This window comes from Haloarcula sp. H-hyl2 (genome assembly GCF_056934385.1).
The window spans coordinates 126,545-143,118 of record NZ_JBRIIJ010000003.1; the positions used below are offsets into that span (position 1 = coordinate 126,545).

General features: G+C 62.1%; 17 protein-coding genes. 4 read left to right on the plus strand and 13 right to left on the minus strand.

What is annotated here, in order from left to right; all coding sequences use genetic code 11:
• Positions 1 to 367: 367 nt before the first annotated feature.
• On the plus strand, positions 368 to 649 hold the full coding sequence (locus Hhyl2_RS17945) for a winged helix-turn-helix domain-containing protein (RefSeq protein ID WP_483552162.1): 282 nt from the start codon (positions 368 to 370) through the stop codon (positions 647 to 649).
• A gap of 103 nt (positions 650 to 752) precedes the next feature.
• On the opposite strand, the gene Hhyl2_RS17950 is transcribed toward Hhyl2_RS17945, so the two are convergent.
• Entirely contained in the window at positions 753 to 1,019 is a 267-nt protein-coding gene (locus tag Hhyl2_RS17950; RefSeq protein ID WP_483552163.1) for a HalOD1 output domain-containing protein, read from the minus strand.
• A 397-nt stretch (positions 1,020 to 1,416) separates the two neighbouring features.
• Between Hhyl2_RS17950 and Hhyl2_RS17955 the strand changes: the two genes are divergently transcribed.
• Positions 1,417 to 2,277, plus strand: coding sequence for a glycosyltransferase family 2 protein (locus Hhyl2_RS17955; protein ID WP_483552164.1), 861 nt, complete (start codon positions 1,417 to 1,419; stop codon positions 2,275 to 2,277).
• A 317-nt stretch (positions 2,278 to 2,594) separates the two neighbouring features.
• Here Hhyl2_RS17955 and Hhyl2_RS17960 read toward each other — a convergent pair whose 3' ends face one another.
• Positions 2,595 to 3,455, minus strand: a complete 861-nt coding sequence (locus tag Hhyl2_RS17960) for a 3-keto-5-aminohexanoate cleavage protein (RefSeq protein ID WP_483552165.1) — start codon at positions 3,453 to 3,455, stop codon at positions 2,595 to 2,597.
• A gap of 94 nt (positions 3,456 to 3,549) precedes the next feature.
• A complete protein-coding gene (locus Hhyl2_RS17965) occupies positions 3,550 to 3,750 on the minus strand; it encodes a hypothetical protein (protein WP_483552166.1) in 201 nt (66 codons plus the stop codon).
• Between the two features lie 952 nt (positions 3,751 to 4,702).
• Here Hhyl2_RS17965 and Hhyl2_RS17970 point away from each other — a divergent pair.
• Entirely contained in the window at positions 4,703 to 5,227 is a 525-nt protein-coding gene (locus tag Hhyl2_RS17970; protein ID WP_483552167.1) for an HTH domain-containing protein, read from the plus strand.
• An 8-nt stretch (positions 5,228 to 5,235) separates the two neighbouring features.
• Here Hhyl2_RS17970 and Hhyl2_RS17975 read toward each other — a convergent pair whose 3' ends face one another.
• The 4 genes from Hhyl2_RS17975 to Hhyl2_RS17990 form a co-directional block, all read right to left on the minus strand.
• Positions 5,236 to 5,610, minus strand: coding sequence for a DUF5658 family protein (locus Hhyl2_RS17975; RefSeq protein WP_483552168.1), 375 nt, complete (start codon positions 5,608 to 5,610; stop codon positions 5,236 to 5,238).
• Between the two features lie 124 nt (positions 5,611 to 5,734).
• The gene (locus tag Hhyl2_RS17980) at positions 5,735 to 6,040 is read right to left on the minus strand and encodes a HalOD1 output domain-containing protein (protein WP_483552169.1); all 306 of its coding nucleotides are present in this window, start codon (positions 6,038 to 6,040) and stop codon (positions 5,735 to 5,737) included.
• A 106-nt stretch (positions 6,041 to 6,146) separates the two neighbouring features.
• Positions 6,147 to 6,713 (minus strand): metal-dependent hydrolase, encoded by a 567-nt coding sequence (locus tag Hhyl2_RS17985; protein ID WP_483552170.1) that lies wholly within the window; start codon positions 6,711 to 6,713, stop codon positions 6,147 to 6,149.
• Positions 6,714 to 6,998: 285 nt separating this feature from the next.
• Entirely contained in the window at positions 6,999 to 7,541 is a 543-nt protein-coding gene (locus Hhyl2_RS17990; protein ID WP_483552171.1) for a DUF7344 domain-containing protein, read from the minus strand.
• A 421-nt stretch (positions 7,542 to 7,962) separates the two neighbouring features.
• Between Hhyl2_RS17990 and Hhyl2_RS17995 the strand changes: the two genes are divergently transcribed.
• Positions 7,963 to 8,550: a DUF7344 domain-containing protein gene (locus Hhyl2_RS17995; RefSeq protein ID WP_483552172.1), complete on the plus strand. Its 588-nt coding sequence runs from the start codon at positions 7,963 to 7,965 to the stop codon at positions 8,548 to 8,550.
• Positions 8,551 to 8,577: 27 nt separating this feature from the next.
• On the opposite strand, the gene Hhyl2_RS18000 is transcribed toward Hhyl2_RS17995, so the two are convergent.
• Genes Hhyl2_RS18000 through Hhyl2_RS18025 form a run of 6 tightly spaced genes read right to left on the minus strand, consistent with a single transcriptional unit; the run spans position 8,578 to position 16,533 of the window.
• Positions 8,578 to 10,098: a sulfatase family protein gene (locus tag Hhyl2_RS18000; protein WP_483552173.1), complete on the minus strand. Its 1,521-nt coding sequence runs from the start codon at positions 10,096 to 10,098 to the stop codon at positions 8,578 to 8,580.
• A 2-nt stretch (positions 10,099 to 10,100) separates the two neighbouring features.
• Positions 10,101 to 12,131 carry an amylo-alpha-1,6-glucosidase gene (locus Hhyl2_RS18005; protein ID WP_483552174.1) on the minus strand — a complete coding sequence of 677 codons (2,031 nt, stop codon included), beginning with the start codon at positions 12,129 to 12,131 and terminating at the stop codon, positions 10,101 to 10,103.
• On the minus strand, positions 12,124 to 13,266 hold the full coding sequence (locus Hhyl2_RS18010) for an ABC transporter ATP-binding protein (protein WP_483552175.1): 1,143 nt from the start codon (positions 13,264 to 13,266) through the stop codon (positions 12,124 to 12,126). The genes Hhyl2_RS18005 and Hhyl2_RS18010 overlap by 8 nt, the downstream gene beginning before the upstream one ends.
• A gap of 4 nt (positions 13,267 to 13,270) precedes the next feature.
• Positions 13,271 to 14,170, minus strand: a complete 900-nt coding sequence (locus tag Hhyl2_RS18015; RefSeq protein WP_483552176.1) for a carbohydrate ABC transporter permease — start codon at positions 14,168 to 14,170, stop codon at positions 13,271 to 13,273.
• A 1-nt stretch (position 14,171) separates the two neighbouring features.
• Positions 14,172 to 15,146 (minus strand): carbohydrate ABC transporter permease, encoded by a 975-nt coding sequence (locus tag Hhyl2_RS18020; RefSeq protein WP_483552177.1) that lies wholly within the window; start codon positions 15,144 to 15,146, stop codon positions 14,172 to 14,174.
• Positions 15,147 to 15,153: 7 nt separating this feature from the next.
• Entirely contained in the window at positions 15,154 to 16,533 is a 1,380-nt protein-coding gene (locus Hhyl2_RS18025; RefSeq protein WP_483552178.1) for an extracellular solute-binding protein, read from the minus strand.
• Positions 16,534 to 16,574 lie beyond the last annotated feature (41 nt).

The window sequence follows — 16,574 nt, forward strand, 5'->3', positions numbered from 1 at the left end:
TAGTAGTGGACAACCTCTTGATACTTAATTGTTGGCTATGTTTGATGTGTTTCATGTTACCATACTCTTTCTCGGGCGATACGATAGTGATCGGCCGGAATGAACCATCTGCACGGGGAATAATCGCCGTAAGATGCGATTATTCAACCCGTACGGGGCACGTTCTGATACTGCTACAGAAGAACCTGTTACTAATGGCGCTGTGACTCGCTGGAATCCGGCAACCGACCTGTCCTCAGTCGTGAGGATTCTATCAATGCGAAACCGTTAACCGATGACCAATGGAAACGTATAGCAAGGCGGTCCGGTGACAGACTCTGTACGGTGTGCGTAGCGCCGAGAGAACACATCGACCGAATACAGTACAATGGTAGACTTTGACCAATGGGACGAGGTGAGCTTCGTGATCAGTTCGCGATACCGCGTCGAAACGATCCGTCGGCTCTCGGAGGGCCCAGCAACGCCGTCGCTGATAGCTGATGATATGAACCTGAGTATCGCCCACGTCTCACGAGCGCTTCAGGAACTGCGCGAAGCCGATCTCGTCCATCTTCTGGTGTCCGAGGACCGGAAGAAAGGCCGGGTGTACGGTGTCACAGACAAGGGTGTAGAGGTATGGAACACGATCACCCGAAAGAATATGGCGTGACCCTGGTTGACTCAGGCTCGTACGCGCGAGCCACAGCGAGACCGACCGATCGTTGATCGATGTACTAATTCCAACCCAGTAACAGCCTCGACGGCGTCGCCAGCTAGCCGTCCAGCGGTCGTACAGCCAACGTAGCGTTCGAAAACTCGATTTCGTGTCCCGCGTGCGTGAACGAGAGCGATGTCGCGCCGTCGGTTCGCGAGACGAGTTTGTTCAGGGCGTCGGGGTCGATCGAGTCGGCAAGGGGCGGCAGCTCCCTGTGGTCACGGCCGGTCCGTTCCATGAGTCTGTACACGACTGCAGTACTCGGTGTGTCTGCTATCTCCTGCCACACTCGTCTCTGCTCGACGAGGTGATTGCCTCGATCCATATCAGGCCGAACGCGCAAATGGAATAAATATCTGTTGGTCTCTCGGATGAATAATAGACCTCATTACATGATTTGCGGGTGATCTTTCCTGTAGGATTCTCCCTCTATGCGAACTAGTGGCTTACCAATTGAAAGTATGGAATAACAATGCTGTGGTGGCTGGAATCTCGGGTAACGAAATGGGGATCAGAACACCCATAGAGTCCCTGTGTCAGGAAACGTCCCGGGAGGAACGATGGTTCGTTCCCCACTACATGGGCCCTGCAGAGATCGCTCACCCGCGACCGCGCCATCCGGATACCGCTGGGACAGATCCTTGCCAGATATCCCTCGTGAGAGTTCCCAGCGAATGTACTGCTCCAGTGTGGTCGCGTCCACGGATTCGGAGGCCGTAGTAATGTACGGGGATGCGTCCGTCTGTGTCGTGGTTCCAGCACACAACGAAGCGTCGTTCATCGCTAACGTGCTGACAACTATCCCGAAGTTCGTCGATAGGGTCTTCGTGATCGACGACGGTTCGACCGACGGTACCTGGGATATCGTCACAGCCTTGGCTGACGACGAGGAGCGGAAAGCGACCGACGGTGGGGAGATAACTACCGACGGGACTGTCGAACCCGAGACGGCACCACCGGTGCTCTCGTCGATGCTCCCGGACCAGCGGATCGTCCCGGTCCGCCACCAGTCCAACGGTGGACGGGGAGCGGCCATCAAAACAGGCTATCGTTTGGCCCTGGTCGACGACCACGACGTGGTTGCAGTCATGGATGGGGACGGCCAGATGGATCCACAGCACCTCGATCGACTCATCGAACCTGTCGTCTCAGGCGACGTCGAATACGCGAAAGGCAATCGACTCGTGAGTCGGGACCACTGCGAAGAGATGTCCCGGTGGCGTCTGTTCGGTAACATGATGCTGACGCTACTGACGAAGATTGCGAGCGGATACTGGGGACTCCGTGATCCACAGAACGGGTACACTGCGATCTCGGCCGACGCAATCGAACAACTCGACCTGGACTCGATCTACACCGATTACGGGTTCCTCAACGACCTTCTGATCCACCTTGACGCGCAGGGAATGCGTGTCGAAGACGTACCGATCCCGGCCGTCTACGGCGACGAGTCGAGTGGTATCGAGTACTCGACGTTCGTTCCACGCCTCTCCTGGCTGCTACTAAGGGGCTATCTCTGGCGGTTGTGGATCAAGTACGTGAACGGTCGTTCAGGGTTTCGCAGTGACAGAGCGGACTTCTGATCGAGCACGAGAGGCACGCACTCTCAGCTGACTACTGCGGTCCGCAAGCGATAGTCCGGGTGACCTGACAGAGGCTCCAGTTGCTCCCTGCTTAGAAGATAAAAGGACATGATGTTTCGACGATCGATCATCGCGATACCGACCACGGTTCAGGTCACACCGGCTGGTCTGTGCGCTCGGTCTACCACATATATATCAACGGACTGATAGCGCAATTCTCGAAGATAGAGCGACGGAAAAACGCGTTAAGAACAGCTTAACTCGTTCGCCTTTGCTGCTCTCTTTGGGCGATTGGGATCGTGTCGTTCGGAATCGGGCTACGCCTGGATATCAGATCGGAGCCCGGATACTGACAGCAGTTCGTCAGCCTCGTCGACGGACGCGAACTCCCGCCGTGAATGTCGAACCACGTCGGCCAGTTGCCTGACGAGCTGACTGTTGCGCTGGACCGGTGTGTTCGGATCGAAATAGAGATTGTCGCCCATTCCCGTTCTCACGTGCAGGCCCAGCATCGTCGCCATCGTCGTCATCGGGAACTGGTTCGGACCTGTCGCACCGACGAACACTGTCGCGTCGGCCGGCAGCGCGTCGGCTAGTGACAGTAACTGCAGCGGCGTCGCAACGGCACCGTCCGGCGGTCCCAGTCGGATGGTCACCATGGGGGAACTCTCGAGGAGACCGTGTTGCCGGATTCGACTCAGTTCGTTGATGTCGCGTCCAGTCAACACCATGAAGTTCGGTTTGATACAGCGCTCGACGAGCAGTTCGACGAACCGGTGGACGTCACGGCGGCTGATGGCCGCGACCTCGCGACGGCCGTGCTGGATCGGTCCCAGATAGACCTGTGCGATATCGGGTTTCGGCCCCTCGTCGATGATGTCGAAGTAATCACCAAGCTGGGTCGCCGGGCTGGCGGCGTATTCGATCAACATGTCGTCTGTCAGCTCCTGCACCGCACGAGAGATGGCCGGTAATTTCGACGCTGCGGGCTGTCCATCGTCGTGTCGCCCGTGCAGTTGTGCGATGGTTGCACCCAGGAGCTGACACTCTTCGATATCGTCGGCCACGGCCTCTGGTGAGACCGGGACGTTGTTCCCGTGCCCGTCGAGCGGCTGGTACCCTGTCGGGGAGACGCTACAGATAACTGGGTTGCCGCGCATGTACTCTCGGTATGTCATCGTGGTCCAGTGCCCGGGCTAACCGGGCCAGTAAGAGGTCCACTCTTTGAGAGTCCTATTGTTATACAGTTCGTAGCAGCGGTCTGACGGCGAATTACGGTTCGAGGGTGACCAGCGAGCACTCGCTGACGACGATGAACTCTTCGGCTTTGAACTGCGAGTCGTGCTCCGGCAGGAAGATGCGCTGTGAGTCCGCGGAGGATTCGATGACCGTGAGTTCCTCGATCTCGTAGCCCAGGTCCTGGTTCGGATCGGGATCTTCAGGGACTTCCTGCCACTCGGTATCACTCAACATTGGAGTAGCACTGACACTCCGGGGAGGGTGTGGGGTGATTCTGTGTCTGGACCACTCGTCTCGCGCGGCGGCTCTGTAGCTGACCCCCGACACTGACGTCCAGTAAGCGGTCCTTTCGGTTTCTCGCTTCCAACTGTCTGCCCGACCATACGAAGGAAACCTGTATCTACTAAAATAACGCTTGTGGCCACTACGTGGGTAAGATTGGCTTATTATATGTTATCTGGCCACCGATCATATCTATTTACACATCAGATACGTACCAGATTATGTCGTCGATCAATAAGATTCACTTACTCCGCGTTTGGGTCGGATTTCGGGCGGTGGAACCGGACTGGCTCTATAGTAGCCATCGAAAGTCACTGCACACCCGATCGAACGACGGCAGTGCGCTCGGTGTGTACATCGTTTCAATTGTTACGATAGTCTCGTACGATGACCGGCTGAACAGAAGGTGAGCGGCGACCCGCTGTCGATTCACCAGCTGCACCACGACAGCCCGGAGTGGAGTGGCCAAGAACTGCAACGTAGGCGGGGCGGTAAGTTCGAATTAGTGACTCTGGATGTGTTGGCCGTCCGATCAGCCGTCAATCGCATAGCGATATCTCTTTCCAGGGCCACTCCCTACTGAGTGAGTCGGCGCCTAATCTCCATATAACTACACTGGTACGACAACTGGTACCGAACGGAGAGAGCGTCTCCCCCCTCACCACCGAACCGGTTCATCGATTGCCGAACCCCACACGGGGACGCCCCCGTACCGGCATTCACTGACCCGAATGCTCTCTCCACGGTCTGCGGGGTGTTCTGGCTCCCACCCACCCAGCTACCCCGTCTGTACCACTTTTCCGAAGGTTGTGTTCGTGATCGAGATTACTGTTCAAAAACGCCCTCCTACTGTGTGAACGGTCGTACCCTTTTAATCACATCTCGGCAGAGAAGAGAGACAGCTATGGAGGGTCACGACACTACAGACCGTGAGATTCCGCACCAGTATCTACCGAAAACACCGTCGGGAGCACACGCCGACGTCTACGTGCAATCGCTGGCACCGTCGAGTTCCTACTCCTCGCAGGAACGGCTCGTCGAGCGTCTCAAACGTCTCGTCGAGCAGGAACAACTGGCCGACCTCTCGATCACCGTCTGGGGTGAACAGGTCTGTACAGAAGGGGAACTATCCACTGTGGAACAGTGCTCACAGATCATCGAGGCGATCGGAGACTTCTTCGCCCTGGCCGCTGACAGCGACATCGAGATCTCACCGTTCTTTCGCGTCAAGGAGGTCTCGTCCTCGCTCGCGGGAGAGACCTTCAAGTGTATCTCTACGCCCGCACGATGTCTCGCTTTCGTGGACGAAGACAGCCTGTTGTCGGTCTTTCCGTGTCGCATCGACGGTACCGTCTATCGCCCGGAGGATGCAGTAGCCCAACTGGAAGCCGTCGCCGACATCGAGCTCCCGCAACAGCCGACGACCTGAGAGTTCTATCAGATGGCCGGCGCTGTGACCGAGAGGATCAGGGCTGCGTTCACCCCGGTGGCAGCTGCCTGAGGGAGACAGAACCCGAGGAGTGCGGCTGTTTCGAACCGGACCGGGATCAGCCGAACGATCCCCGCAAGCACGGCGAGCGAGACGAGTTTGAGAATAACCAGTCCGAGGGGTCCGAGCCACTGTATCGCCGACCGTGCGACGGGATTGACCTCGCTGAACCCGAGTCCGAGTCCCACGATGGTGAGGAAGGTATCCGCTAGTGCGAACCCGACGACCAGCAGCCAGAGGACCGTTCCCTGCTGAGGGTCATCGACCGAGACGAGCCCCCGCAGGATCGGCGGGTCCGCAAGCCGGCGAGTACTGTCTGACATCTGCCTGGGATATCGGCCAGATGTGTCATGGTAACAAAGTACGTACTCGATACTAACCAGGCATTACCGGCAGTATCGACCTTCGTCGGCAGGAATGGTGTGGCTACTCGACGAAACTGACCACTCAGATCGGTGGAACAACTTCGAGCGTGTTGTCCCCGTAAACTGTTACTTCGAACCCTTCTACGACAAAATTGATCTGTACAAGGGAATCTGTGACAGATTCGACGAGTCGATCCAGTGCGTCGGTATCGACTACTTCGTACAGTGGTTCGATATCGACTGGGTCACAGTGACGGATCTCTGCCAGCATCGACACGACCGCTGTCGTCGCGGCCTGGTCGGCAGGGAACGACGTACGGTACGTATCCGAACTCGGATGATACTGGACCTCGTCGACACGCTCGACTGGCTTGTTACGTTTTGACATTGCTCGGGCCTGGTGGAATTTTACATTCATATCAAATAAACTTTCCCCTCTGATCATTCCTTTAGATTAACGGAATCCACTCTCGTGGGCTCATCGGAATACCGTGTTATCGTCCCCCGCTCGTTCTGAACGACGGGAGACCTGGCGCCCCATCCAGGACCCACAGTGTCAGTGCCGAACCGAGCAACAGCGTCTCGACGAGGAGATACGTCGGCCCTGCAGGTGAGCCCAGTGCGACACGATACGCTGCGAGCAGTTCCCCGGTCTTCGAAAGCACTGAGGTCTGTGTTGAGGCCGGTGCGGAGAGCAGCGGCCAGAGGAGAAACTGGGAGGCTGCCTCTCCCCCGAAGAGGACCGAGTAACAGGCGTCTCCGGGAAGGTGCAACAGATACCCGATCGCGAAGACAGTTCCGAGATCCTCACGACCGGACCGGCGGGCAACAGCGTCGGCGATCACCACGATGGGGATGGCGATCAGCAACGAGTGCGCAAATGAGGTCCCGGAGGGCAGAATTCTGGTCCCCCACCCCAGAGGCTTGTCGATCAGATCGGGGAACTGTGTCGCCAGCACGAGGATAGCTACTTCCTCCCGCGTAGGACGCGGACGGCCCGCCCCGCGTCGCCACAGCGCGTAGATCACGTACCCGACTGCCAGATGCTCCCAGGGCCACATCAGCACGCTCCCGACGCGGTCGACTTCTGGAAGTAGACAGTAGCTGAAACGACCGAAGGGGGTGCCATCTGATAACGTATGTTACCACTACACATGCTATGAACTGTATTACTAACTTGATAGCCGTACACCATCAACCGATGCCCGAACATCTGTCAGAGGAGGAGCTCGAACGGATCGCTGAATTCGCGGCCACACCCGTGTACAAGCGCTCTCCGGAGCAGCTTCTCCCCGAAGAGGCCGACGAGGACGAGTAACAGCGGCCGGGGGGTTCGAAGGAAGCGGTCATGGTTCGCCGAAGCCGGGTGGAGTCGTCTGACCCGATCGCTGCCGGGACAGGTAGTGTACCGTCGTCAACACGAGGAAACTTCCTGCAACGATGATACCTACACCCGTCCCGCCGAGTGCGGAGACGACCGGGAGATCCGCCACGACGGCCAGCACCAGGGCGATGTCGATCGCTGCCAGCACCAGGTAGTAGCGATACCAGGGCCGTTCCGGCTGCTGGTCGATTATATAGGGGTCGATCTCGGAGGACTTGCTCGCGAGCGCGACCTCACCGGAGTCGCTGTCGTATGTGACTAACCCCGCTTCCGCGAGTTTCGGCACGTGTGTCTGGTACAGTGATACGTAGACGCGCTTCCTGTCCTGTGATGAGAGCTCCTCGATGGTCGTCTCGTTTTCCCACGCTGCGACTTCCTCGGCGAGGTCGGTCATCTGTATCGGGCTCTCTTCGGTTCTGAGGTAATGCAGGACGTATCGACGCCGTGGACTACTGAGGATGTCGAAGATCCTGTCACGCGAGAGTTCTGATGTTTTTTCTGCCATTGGAACGGTGTGTCTCGTTGCTGGTTCACCGGTCGCGGTCTGCCCGCCGCGGGTGGCCACTACATAACGGTTCCCTGGGTAACCTTTTGTTACAGTCTCGTTACCGCCCGTTGTACAGTGACTTCTGTCTCAGGACCCTCTGAATCCTCGGAACAAGTGTGTCATCACTTCTCTCTGGCCGACGACGCGTAAACTGGACTCCGTTCAGCGACCATCCTCCGTCACGGCCGCCCGCTGCGCCGTAAATGCTACCGGCAGTGGCCATCTCCGTCGTGAGACGATTTAGAGTGACCGGTCTCACCAGAAGCAACTCGAAAAAATAACAGACAAACTATAAGTGCGGGGCTACCGAACGTGTGAAACGACGAACCGCGCTGGAAACGTCGATACGCGTCGCTTACTCCGCCGGAGGACCCAGGGCATGAACAGACCGACCGACGAACGGAACAACGCCGGACACACCGCCACCGACCTCGATGCCGATTCGGGAGATCCGTCCACCGACACGGTCGAGGAGCGGCCCGCAGACAGTGGCACTGGGATCGATCCAGAGACAGCCTTCGATATCCTCCGCAACGGACGTCGTCGGTCTGCCCTCTCACACCTGCTCGACACCGACGGGTCGTCGATCGCCCTCGGGGAGCTGGCAGAACGGGTCGCCGCGGCGGAGAACGGCGTTCCCCAGTCGGACCTCTCCTCGGCTCAGCGCAAGCGCGTCTACGTCTCGCTGTACCAGAGCCACCTGCCAAAGATGGACGACGTCGGCGTCGTCACCTTCGATCAGGACCGAGGGGTGGTCTCCGCGGGCCCGAACGCGACGGCCGTCGAGCAGTACCTCTCGTCGGACCACGACGCCGCCGGCCACCGCCGCTGTTACGCCGTGCTCTCGCTGGCCGGTGTCTCGCTCCTCGGAATCGGGCTCTTTGCGGGATGGCTGCCGGGCGCCGCGGTCGGCGTGGGTGTCCTCCTGGCGATGGGGACGTGTGCTGTTCTCGGAGCCGTCCAGTAGGGGCGGCCAGTGCGGTCGAGACTGCTCTCAGGGGAACTCTCGCGCCCGTTCGACGACTGCCAGTTGCGCCGCCGACCGGTCCCGCTCACGGTAGAGGGCTGCGAGCTGTTCGGGATCGACGTAGAGGAACGGCCCCTCCTCGACCGCCATCGCGGCCAGTGGATCGGTCCCGCAAGCGTCGGGAGTCAGGCCGACCGCCTCCCGCCACTCGGCGAGACGAGCACGCAGCGAATTCCTGACTTCCGGTCGTTCCGCCGCGAGGTTCTCCGTGAGATAGGGGTCTGCTCGACGGTCGTGCAGGAGTTCGAGGCCGGCAGCGACACCCTCTCGGTCCGGCGCGTTGAACAACGCCGGATGTGAGAACACGCCGGGATGGAGCAACCGGATGTACACCCACCGATCGGTGTAGACGGCGCGACCGAAGGTGAAGATCCCGTGGCCGCTGACGAGCGTCTCGCGACCCTCGAAGGTATCGTTCCGGAGTGCGGCTGTCAACGGCACCGCATCCCAGCCCGTGGGCTGTGAGATACCGAACAGGTCACAGATGGCAGCGGTCGCGTCGAACTGGTAGACGAGATCGTCGACGGTCCGTCCGTCGCCGACCACGGGCGGGCCGGAGACGATCAGCGGGACGCGCTGACATGGCGGGTGGGCCATCGCGTGGTCCGCGTAGATCCCGTGTTCACCGAGCGCTTCCCCGTGGTCGGCGGTGACGACGACCGTCGTCTCCTCGGCCACGCCGAGGTCACCGAGTGTATCGAGCAACCGTGCCACGTGCGCGTCGACGTGTCTGATGCTCGCATCGTAGCCGTCGACCACCTGCCTGACGTCGGACGGCGTCTCGAAGCGGTCCGGAAACGGCCAGTTCGCGAACTCGCGTTCGTAGGCCGCGGTGCCGATGGCATCGGGTGTCGGCCAGAGGTCGGCCGTCCGTGGGCCGGTCATGCCCTGCTGTCGGTTCAGGGCGTCCTGGTCCGGCCAGTCGAGGTCCCAGTCGGCCGTCCCGACCTGCGTCAGCGACTCACCGATCTCCTCGTAGGGGTGGTGGACGCCCCAGTACTGGACGTGGAGCAGCCAGTCGTCGGCCGTCCCGTGCTCGCCCAGCCACCGGGTCGCGGCCCTGGTCACGTCGGCACAGGTCTCCGTCGCGGTGTCGGGGGTCGGCTGGATAGCATCGGTGAAACTACCCGGGAAGTGGTACGCCGAGTGGTGGTCACCGAAACTACTGACGGTCGCGGTCCGGACGCCGTTCCGCGAGAGCAGTCTGAACGCGAGGGGTCGGTCCTCGTCGAACGAGTGGCCCCGGTCCTCGTACTCGAACCACTGGCCCGACCCGAAGTGAGTGACGACGCCGGTCCGGGCCCCGAACCGACAGGTCGCCAGCGCGGTTCGACTCGGCAGACAGGGCGTGTCAGAGGCGAAACACTCCGTGAACCGGACGCCGTCGGCCGCCAGTCGGTCGATCGTCGGCGAGACTGGTCGTTCGTAGCCGTAACACCCCAGATGGTCGGGTCGCAGCGAGTCGATGTCGACGAGGAGGACCCGCATCGTCAGGCCCCGTTCCGACGCTCGGGCCACTCGACGGCAGCCCGGGGAATCGACAGCGCGTCCGCGGCGATGTCGAGGCGGTCCGGACGGGCGGCTGGAACAGCGTAGCGGTCGTCGCCCGGGGCGGGCTCTGCTTCGAACAGGACTCTCGCTAGCGCGAACGGCGTCGCGGCACTCCAGGCCTGCGGTTCACAGGCCGCCGGATACGGCACCGGTGGTTGTTCGTCGCCGAACCCACAGTACAGTTCCGGGACACGCTGGTCGTCGAGGGCTCTGCACGCGTCCAGTACTTCGATGGCGATATCACAGGCGGCATCCCGGAACCCATAGTCCGCACAGCCCAGTGCCAGCAGCGCGTTGTCGTGTGGCCAGACGCTCCCGACGTGGTAGGAGACCGGGCTGAACCCGGCTGCCCGGCTACTCATCGTCCGTACGCCCCAGCCGGCGTCGAGGGCACTGCTGCGGAGTCGGTCGACCACCGCCGGCGCGCGATGCTCCTCGACGAGCCCTGACCAGAGACAGTGGCCGACGTTGGAGGTCACCGAGTCGACGACGCGACCGTCCACGGTGAGCGCGACGCCGAAGAACTCCGTCTCCGGCAGCCAGAAGGCGTCGTCGAACTGCTCGGCGATGGCGGTCGCGTGTTCGCTCCACGTGCGGGCGCGCTCGGTCTCGCCGACGTCCCTGGCGAGGTCGGCGGCTCTGACGAACGCGTCGTAGGCGTACCCCTGAACCTCGACGGCAGCCAGCGGGGGTGTCGCGGGCCGTCCGTCGGCGAACTGCACGCTGGACTCCGTATCCCGCCAGGCCTTGTGCTGGAGCCCTCTGTCCGCACCGCCCTCGTAGTAGAGGAACGGGTCGTCGCCGATCCGGTCGATCTCGTCGGTGAGCCAGCCCATGGCCCGCATCACGTTGTCCCAGAGTTCGTCGCGCAACTCGTCGTCGCCCGTCCAGCGGACCGTCTCGTGCAACAGGACCACCCACAGCGGCGTCGCGTCGACGGTTCCGTAGTAGGGGGTGTGTGGGATCTCGCTCCGCTGGGCCAGTTCGCCGTGGCGCATCTCGTGGAGTATCTTGCCGGGTTGCTCCTCGCTGTAGGTGTCCGTCGTCGTCCCCTGATTCGCCGCGAGATAGCGGAGCGTCCCCACAGCGATACGGGGTGACAGATGGACCGTCTCGAAGGCCGTCACGAGCGCGTCACGGCCGAAGACGGTCGCGAACCAGGGGACGCCGGCCAGGGGCACGGGGCCGTGTTCTGTCTCGGTCACCAGCGCTTCCAGGTCGCGTGCGGCCCACTCGAAGACCGACTCGTACCGACTCTGTCCGCGCGAGAGTGACTCCAGTGTCGCCGCTTTTCGCTCGGTTCGGGCCGCGTCGCGGACCGCCTGCGCGCTCGCGGCCGGATCTACTGCTGTCTCTCCCGGACGGACGACCACGTCGACCGTGGCCGATTCCTGGGGGGCCAGCGTGAGGTCGACGGACGCTGCTGTCGCCGAGAGCTCGTCGGGAGCGGGATCGAAGCCCACGGTCACCTGCCGTCCATCGACGCCGTCCGCGTTCGCTGGCTCGTAGGCCCAGGTGACGGTGGCGTCGTCGACGTCGACGTCGGCCTGCCGGTCGATCTCTGTCCCGATGTCCCGCACTTCGAAGATATCGGCGAAGTCGACATCGAACCCGAGTCCCAGCGAGACCGTCCGTTCGGTCGGCGAATGGTTGAACAACCGGAGCCGTTCGTGGAACCCCGTTCCTTCGGCGACGATCTGGTCGCGATGGAGAACGCTGGTCGGGTGTTTCTGGGCCTCCGAGTCGGTCAGTTCGTTCACGTCCGAGGTGAGGGCTGCGAAGGTCCCGACGCGGTTCTGTGGCCGACCGAGGTGGGTCCCCACGTGGGTCAGCTCCTCGCCCTCGACGGAGACCGACAACTCCGAGAGGTACCGGGTGTCACGATGGAAGAGCCCGCCCGCCGGACCCACCGAGAAGTCCGGCCGGCTGACGAAGAACGTGTAGCCGTCGACGAGTACCTGGTCAGTCATTGTTCGAGTGGTGCTGGCCGGTGACGTTTACGTCCGCCTCGTCGAGTGGGCGGGTATCGACGCGCTCGCCGCTGTCCGGATCGAAAGCGTGGACTGCAGCAGGATCGAACCGGACACTGATCCTGTCGCCGGGGTCGAACTGCTCGGTCGAGTCGACGCGGACGACGATCTCGCCGACTCCCTCCGGTTCGAGGAAGAGGTACTTGTTCGCGCCGTGGAACTCGGTGAACGCGATGGCGTCGGTCAGCCACTCCGATCCCTCGCGGTCCCCACGCTCCATCTGGACGTGCTCCGGGCGACAGCCGATGGTGACGGTCGACTGCCCGTCGGCAACCGTCACGGGGACAGTCGCCGAGAGCTGTTCGCTGGCGATCGTCACCCCGACGCCTGATTCGAACCGGCCGGACAGGAGGTTCATGTCGGGGCTCCCGATGAAGGAGGCGATGAAGCGGTTCGCCGGTTCGTAGAACACTTCCTCGGGCGGGCCGATCTGCTGGATCTCGCCGTCGCGCATCACCGCGATCCGGTCGCCCATCGTCATCGCCTCGCTCTGGTTGTGCGTGACGTGGACCGTCGTGATGCCCAGGCGCTTCTGGAGGCGGACGATCTCGGTCTCCATCTGGTCCCGGAGGTTGGCGTCGAGGTTCGCTAGCGGTTCGTCGAGCATGAACGCAGCCGGGTTCGTGACGATAGCCCGGCCCAGCGAGACACGCTGTTTCTGGCCCCCGCTCAGTTCGTCGATCTCCCGGTCCAGCAGCGTGTGGATGTCCAGCATCTCGGCGGTCTGCTCGACGCGGCGGCCGATCTCGTCGTCGTCGAGGCCGCCCTGCATCCGGAGGTTGAACGAGATATTCTCCCGGACGGTCATGTGCGGGAACAGCGCGAAGTTCTGGAAGACGAGCGCGACGTCGCGCTTGCGTGCCGGGATGTCGGTCACGCGGGTGTCACCCAGATAGACGTCCCCCTCGGTCGGCATCTCCAGGCCGGCGATGGTCCGGAGCAGCGTGGTCTTGCCACAGCCACTCGGGCCGACGAGGACGAGCAGTTCGCCGTCGTCGATCTCGAAGTCCACGTCCTTGACTGCGGTCACGTCGCCGAACTCCTTCGTGATGTGGTCGAGTCTGATCGTGCTCATGAATTTACCCCTTGAACTCCGTTCCTTTCAGGCCCGCAACGAACTGCCGCTGGAAGACCACGAACAGTATCAGGACGGGCAACATCGCGATGAGACTGGCCGCACCGAGCAGCCCCCAGTTGACGACGCCACGCAGCGAGATAAACTCGTACAGCGCCACCGGGAACACCCACTTCCCCTGGCTGGAGAGGAAGGTCAGCGGGATGATGAACTGGTTCCAGGCGCTGACGAACGCGTAGAGTGCGGTCGCGCCGATGGCTGGCTTGGCCAGCGGGAGAATGACCCGGAACGCCTGGAAGCGTGAGGCCCCACCTACCCGCGCCGCCTCCTCCAGCCCGTCGGGGACGGTATCGAAATACCCCTTGATGAGCCACGTGGCGACCGGGACCGTGTTGGCGCCCAGCAGGAGCGTGACGACGAACAGGGTATCCAACAGCCCCAGCACCGAGAAGATGCGATACAGCGGGATGATCATCGCCAGGAACGGGATCATCTGGACGAAGAGGATGGCGACCATCAGGTACTGCTTGTACTTGATGTCGTACCGCGAGAAGGCGTAGCCAGCCGGCACCGACAGCGCGAGGACGATGACCACCGACCCGATGGCGACGGCGAAACTGTTGAGCAGGTAGGTGTCGATGAAGGCCGTCTCGGTGACGATGGTCATGACGTTCTCCACCGAGAGCGTGTCCGGAATGAAATCGGGCGGGTAGCCGACCGAGCGTGGTGGCTTGAACGCGGCGACGAACAGCCAGTACAGCGGGATGACGAAGTAGACCGCTGCCATCGTGAGGATGCCGACGCCGGCGAGTCTGACCAGCGCGCTCTCGGGGTGCTTGCGTGCGAAGCGGACGGCGTTCCGGCCGCGATATCGGAGTTCCACGATGCGTTGTCTCGTACTCATCTCAGACCGCCTGCCTGACGCCGCCGAACAGTTTGAGGTACAGTGCCACCGTCGTCACGTTGAAGCCAAAGAGCAACACCGCCAGTGCGCTGGCCTTCCCGAACTCGCCGAACATGAAGGCGGTCTCGTACATGTACAGCGCGAGGACGTTCGTCGCGTCCAGCGGCCCGCCGCCGGTCATCACGAGGATCATCCCGAAGACGTTGAACGTGAACAGCGTCACGAGGATGAGATTCATCAAGATGAAGGGCCGAAGCAAGGGGAGTGTCACGTACCGGACCGTCTGGATGGCCGAGGCGCCACCGGCCTCGGCGGCCTCGTAGAGCGTCTCCTGGATGCTCTGGAGGCCGCTGGTCTGGAAGATGAGCGAGAACGGCGTCCCCCGCCAGATGTTCATGATGACGACGCCGACCATCGCCCACTCCAGGCTGTTGACCCACGCGGGTGGGTTCGCCCAGCCCAGGAACCGCAGGAACTGGTTGACCAGGCCGACACGCGGGTTCAGCAGGAACAGCCAGGAGTAGCCCACGATGACAGCGGTCGTGGCCCACGGCAGGATGTAGCTGGCCCGGAAGAACCGCGTGAACCGCTCGCCCAGCCACGAACGGTCGAGCAGGACCGCCAGCCCGGTCCCGATGCCGACCTGACCGACGACGCTGGCACCGACGAAGACGACACTGTTCTGCATGATCCGGTAGAAGAACGGGTCGGTGAGGATGTCGACGTAGTTGCCCAGTCCTACCCACGTCTGGGCGTCGAGGTTGACGATCTGTGTCTCGTAGAGGCTGAGCTTGAACGCCCAGATCGCCGGGTAGAGGATGAGTCCGATGACCACGACGAAGACGGGCGCGATCATCAGGTACGGGAGCCGGCTGTCGACGGCCTCGTAGAGCCGTTCGGCTCGGCTCATCCCCTCGGTCATTCGGTGTCCGGCGCCGTCGTCGAGTTCCGACAAATACGCTGGGTCCTCGGCCATCGTTCACCTACAGGTTCCCGCGCACTGCGTCCGCTGCGGCTTGCATGGCCGCCTCGGGTTCCTGGCGGTCGAAGGCGACCTGCTGGAGCGCGGTCGTCACTTCCTCGGAGACGACCGACCAGTTGTTGACCGGTCGGGTGTGGCCGTACTCCAGCATCCCCTTGATCTCCTCGGCCCAGAGGATGTTCTCCCAGACCTCGCTGGCGTCGAGTAGCGACTGGCGCGTCGGAATCCGGCCGGTCTCGCGGGCGATCTTGCGGTTGAACTCCCTGTCGGAGATACCGATGACGAAGTCCTTGACGATATCCGGGCGGTCGCTCGTCTCGAAGGCCGCCCAGCCGAAGCCACCGTTCATGGTCGCTGGCTCGCCGTCCCCGGGATAGGGTGTGATCCCGAAGCCGATCTGGTTCAGCATCTCCTCGTTGGTGAACCCCTCCTGCCGGCCGAAGAAGTCCATCCACGAACCGTAGATAGGTGTCGTCGCGTACTGCCCGTTGAGGAACTCCTGGGGGAAGCCGCTACCGCTGGTGACCGGCTCGGGCGGCCCGACGGCCTCGTCGTTGTAGATGGCATCGAAGAACCCGGCGGCCTGGACGCCCCCCTCGTTCTGGAAGGCTGGCTCCGAGCCGTCGTCGCTGAGGAAGCTCCCGCCCGCGGCGAACAGCGGGATCGAGTAGATCCCGGCTGCGACGATGACGCCCGTCCCGTACTGCTCGGGCGGGTTGTGGAGCTGTGCCGCGGCGTCGTAGAACTCCGACCACGTCTCTGGACCAGAATCGGGGTCGAGGCCGACCTCCTCGAAGGCGCTCTTGTGCCAGTACATCCCCCGAACGTCAGTCGTGATGGGGAAGCCCACGAGGTCACCGCCCTGGACGACGGCCTCCTGGAAGCCGGCGAAGTAGTCGTCGAAGTTGACCTCGTCCTGGACGTCGTTGAACGTCATCAGCTTCCCGCTGTCGTAGAACTCGCCCAGCCAGATCTGGTCGATCGCCGCGACGTCAGGTTCGTCGCCCGCGCCGACGCGTGTCAGCAACTGCTGTTTCATGTTGCTGTACGGGATCTCCCGGAAGTTCAGCGAGATCTGCGCGTCGTACTCGCTGTTTAGCTCGTCGACGACCGGCTGGAAGTGCTCTTTCGTCCGGTCGCCGTCGACGTCGACGTACTCCAGCGTGAACGGCTGGGCCGTCTTGGTATCCGTCGCGGTCCCGCCGTCGCTGTCCCCGTCGCTCCCGTCACCGCCGCTGCCGTCGCCCGGCGTCTCTGTCGGCGTGCCACCGCCGCCGTCGCCGCCACAACCCGCGAGTGCTGTAATTCCCGCCGCCCCGGCTGCCCGTACGAACGTCCGTCGGTCCACGGACGGGCGCTCGGATCGATCCGAGTCTATCATGGTACATGATTATGTTTATGGACAATGTAGAAATAACTATG

What these genes read in the sequence shown, in the direction of transcription:
- Hhyl2_RS17945 (WP_483552162.1), top strand. Translation starts at nt 368, where the DNA reads ATGGTAGACTTTGACCAATGGGACGAGGTGAGCTTCGTGATCAGTTCG.
- Hhyl2_RS17950 (WP_483552163.1), bottom strand. Translation starts at nt 1,019, where the DNA reads ATGGATCGAGGCAATCACCTCGTCGAGCAGAGACGAGTGTGGCAGGAG.
- Hhyl2_RS17955 (WP_483552164.1), top strand. Translation starts at nt 1,417, where the DNA reads ATGTACGGGGATGCGTCCGTCTGTGTCGTGGTTCCAGCACACAACGAA.
- Hhyl2_RS17960 (WP_483552165.1), bottom strand. Translation starts at nt 3,455, where the DNA reads ATGACATACCGAGAGTACATGCGCGGCAACCCAGTTATCTGTAGCGTC.
- Hhyl2_RS17965 (WP_483552166.1), bottom strand. Translation starts at nt 3,750, where the DNA reads ATGTTGAGTGATACCGAGTGGCAGGAAGTCCCTGAAGATCCCGATCCG.
- Hhyl2_RS17970 (WP_483552167.1), top strand. Translation starts at nt 4,703, where the DNA reads ATGGAGGGTCACGACACTACAGACCGTGAGATTCCGCACCAGTATCTA.
- Hhyl2_RS17975 (WP_483552168.1), bottom strand. Translation starts at nt 5,610, where the DNA reads ATGTCAGACAGTACTCGCCGGCTTGCGGACCCGCCGATCCTGCGGGGG.
- Hhyl2_RS17980 (WP_483552169.1), bottom strand. Translation starts at nt 6,040, where the DNA reads ATGTCAAAACGTAACAAGCCAGTCGAGCGTGTCGACGAGGTCCAGTAT.
- Hhyl2_RS17985 (WP_483552170.1), bottom strand. Translation starts at nt 6,713, where the DNA reads ATGTGGCCCTGGGAGCATCTGGCAGTCGGGTACGTGATCTACGCGCTG.
- Hhyl2_RS17990 (WP_483552171.1), bottom strand. Translation starts at nt 7,541, where the DNA reads ATGGCAGAAAAAACATCAGAACTCTCGCGTGACAGGATCTTCGACATC.
- Hhyl2_RS17995 (WP_483552172.1), top strand. Translation starts at nt 7,963, where the DNA reads ATGAACAGACCGACCGACGAACGGAACAACGCCGGACACACCGCCACC.
- Hhyl2_RS18000 (WP_483552173.1), bottom strand. Translation starts at nt 10,098, where the DNA reads ATGCGGGTCCTCCTCGTCGACATCGACTCGCTGCGACCCGACCATCTG.
- Hhyl2_RS18005 (WP_483552174.1), bottom strand. Translation starts at nt 12,131, where the DNA reads ATGACTGACCAGGTACTCGTCGACGGCTACACGTTCTTCGTCAGCCGG.
- Hhyl2_RS18010 (WP_483552175.1), bottom strand. Translation starts at nt 13,266, where the DNA reads ATGAGCACGATCAGACTCGACCACATCACGAAGGAGTTCGGCGACGTG.
- Hhyl2_RS18015 (WP_483552176.1), bottom strand. Translation starts at nt 14,170, where the DNA reads ATGAGTACGAGACAACGCATCGTGGAACTCCGATATCGCGGCCGGAAC.
- Hhyl2_RS18020 (WP_483552177.1), bottom strand. Translation starts at nt 15,146, where the DNA reads ATGGCCGAGGACCCAGCGTATTTGTCGGAACTCGACGACGGCGCCGGA.
- Hhyl2_RS18025 (WP_483552178.1), bottom strand. Translation starts at nt 16,533, where the DNA reads ATGATAGACTCGGATCGATCCGAGCGCCCGTCCGTGGACCGACGGACG.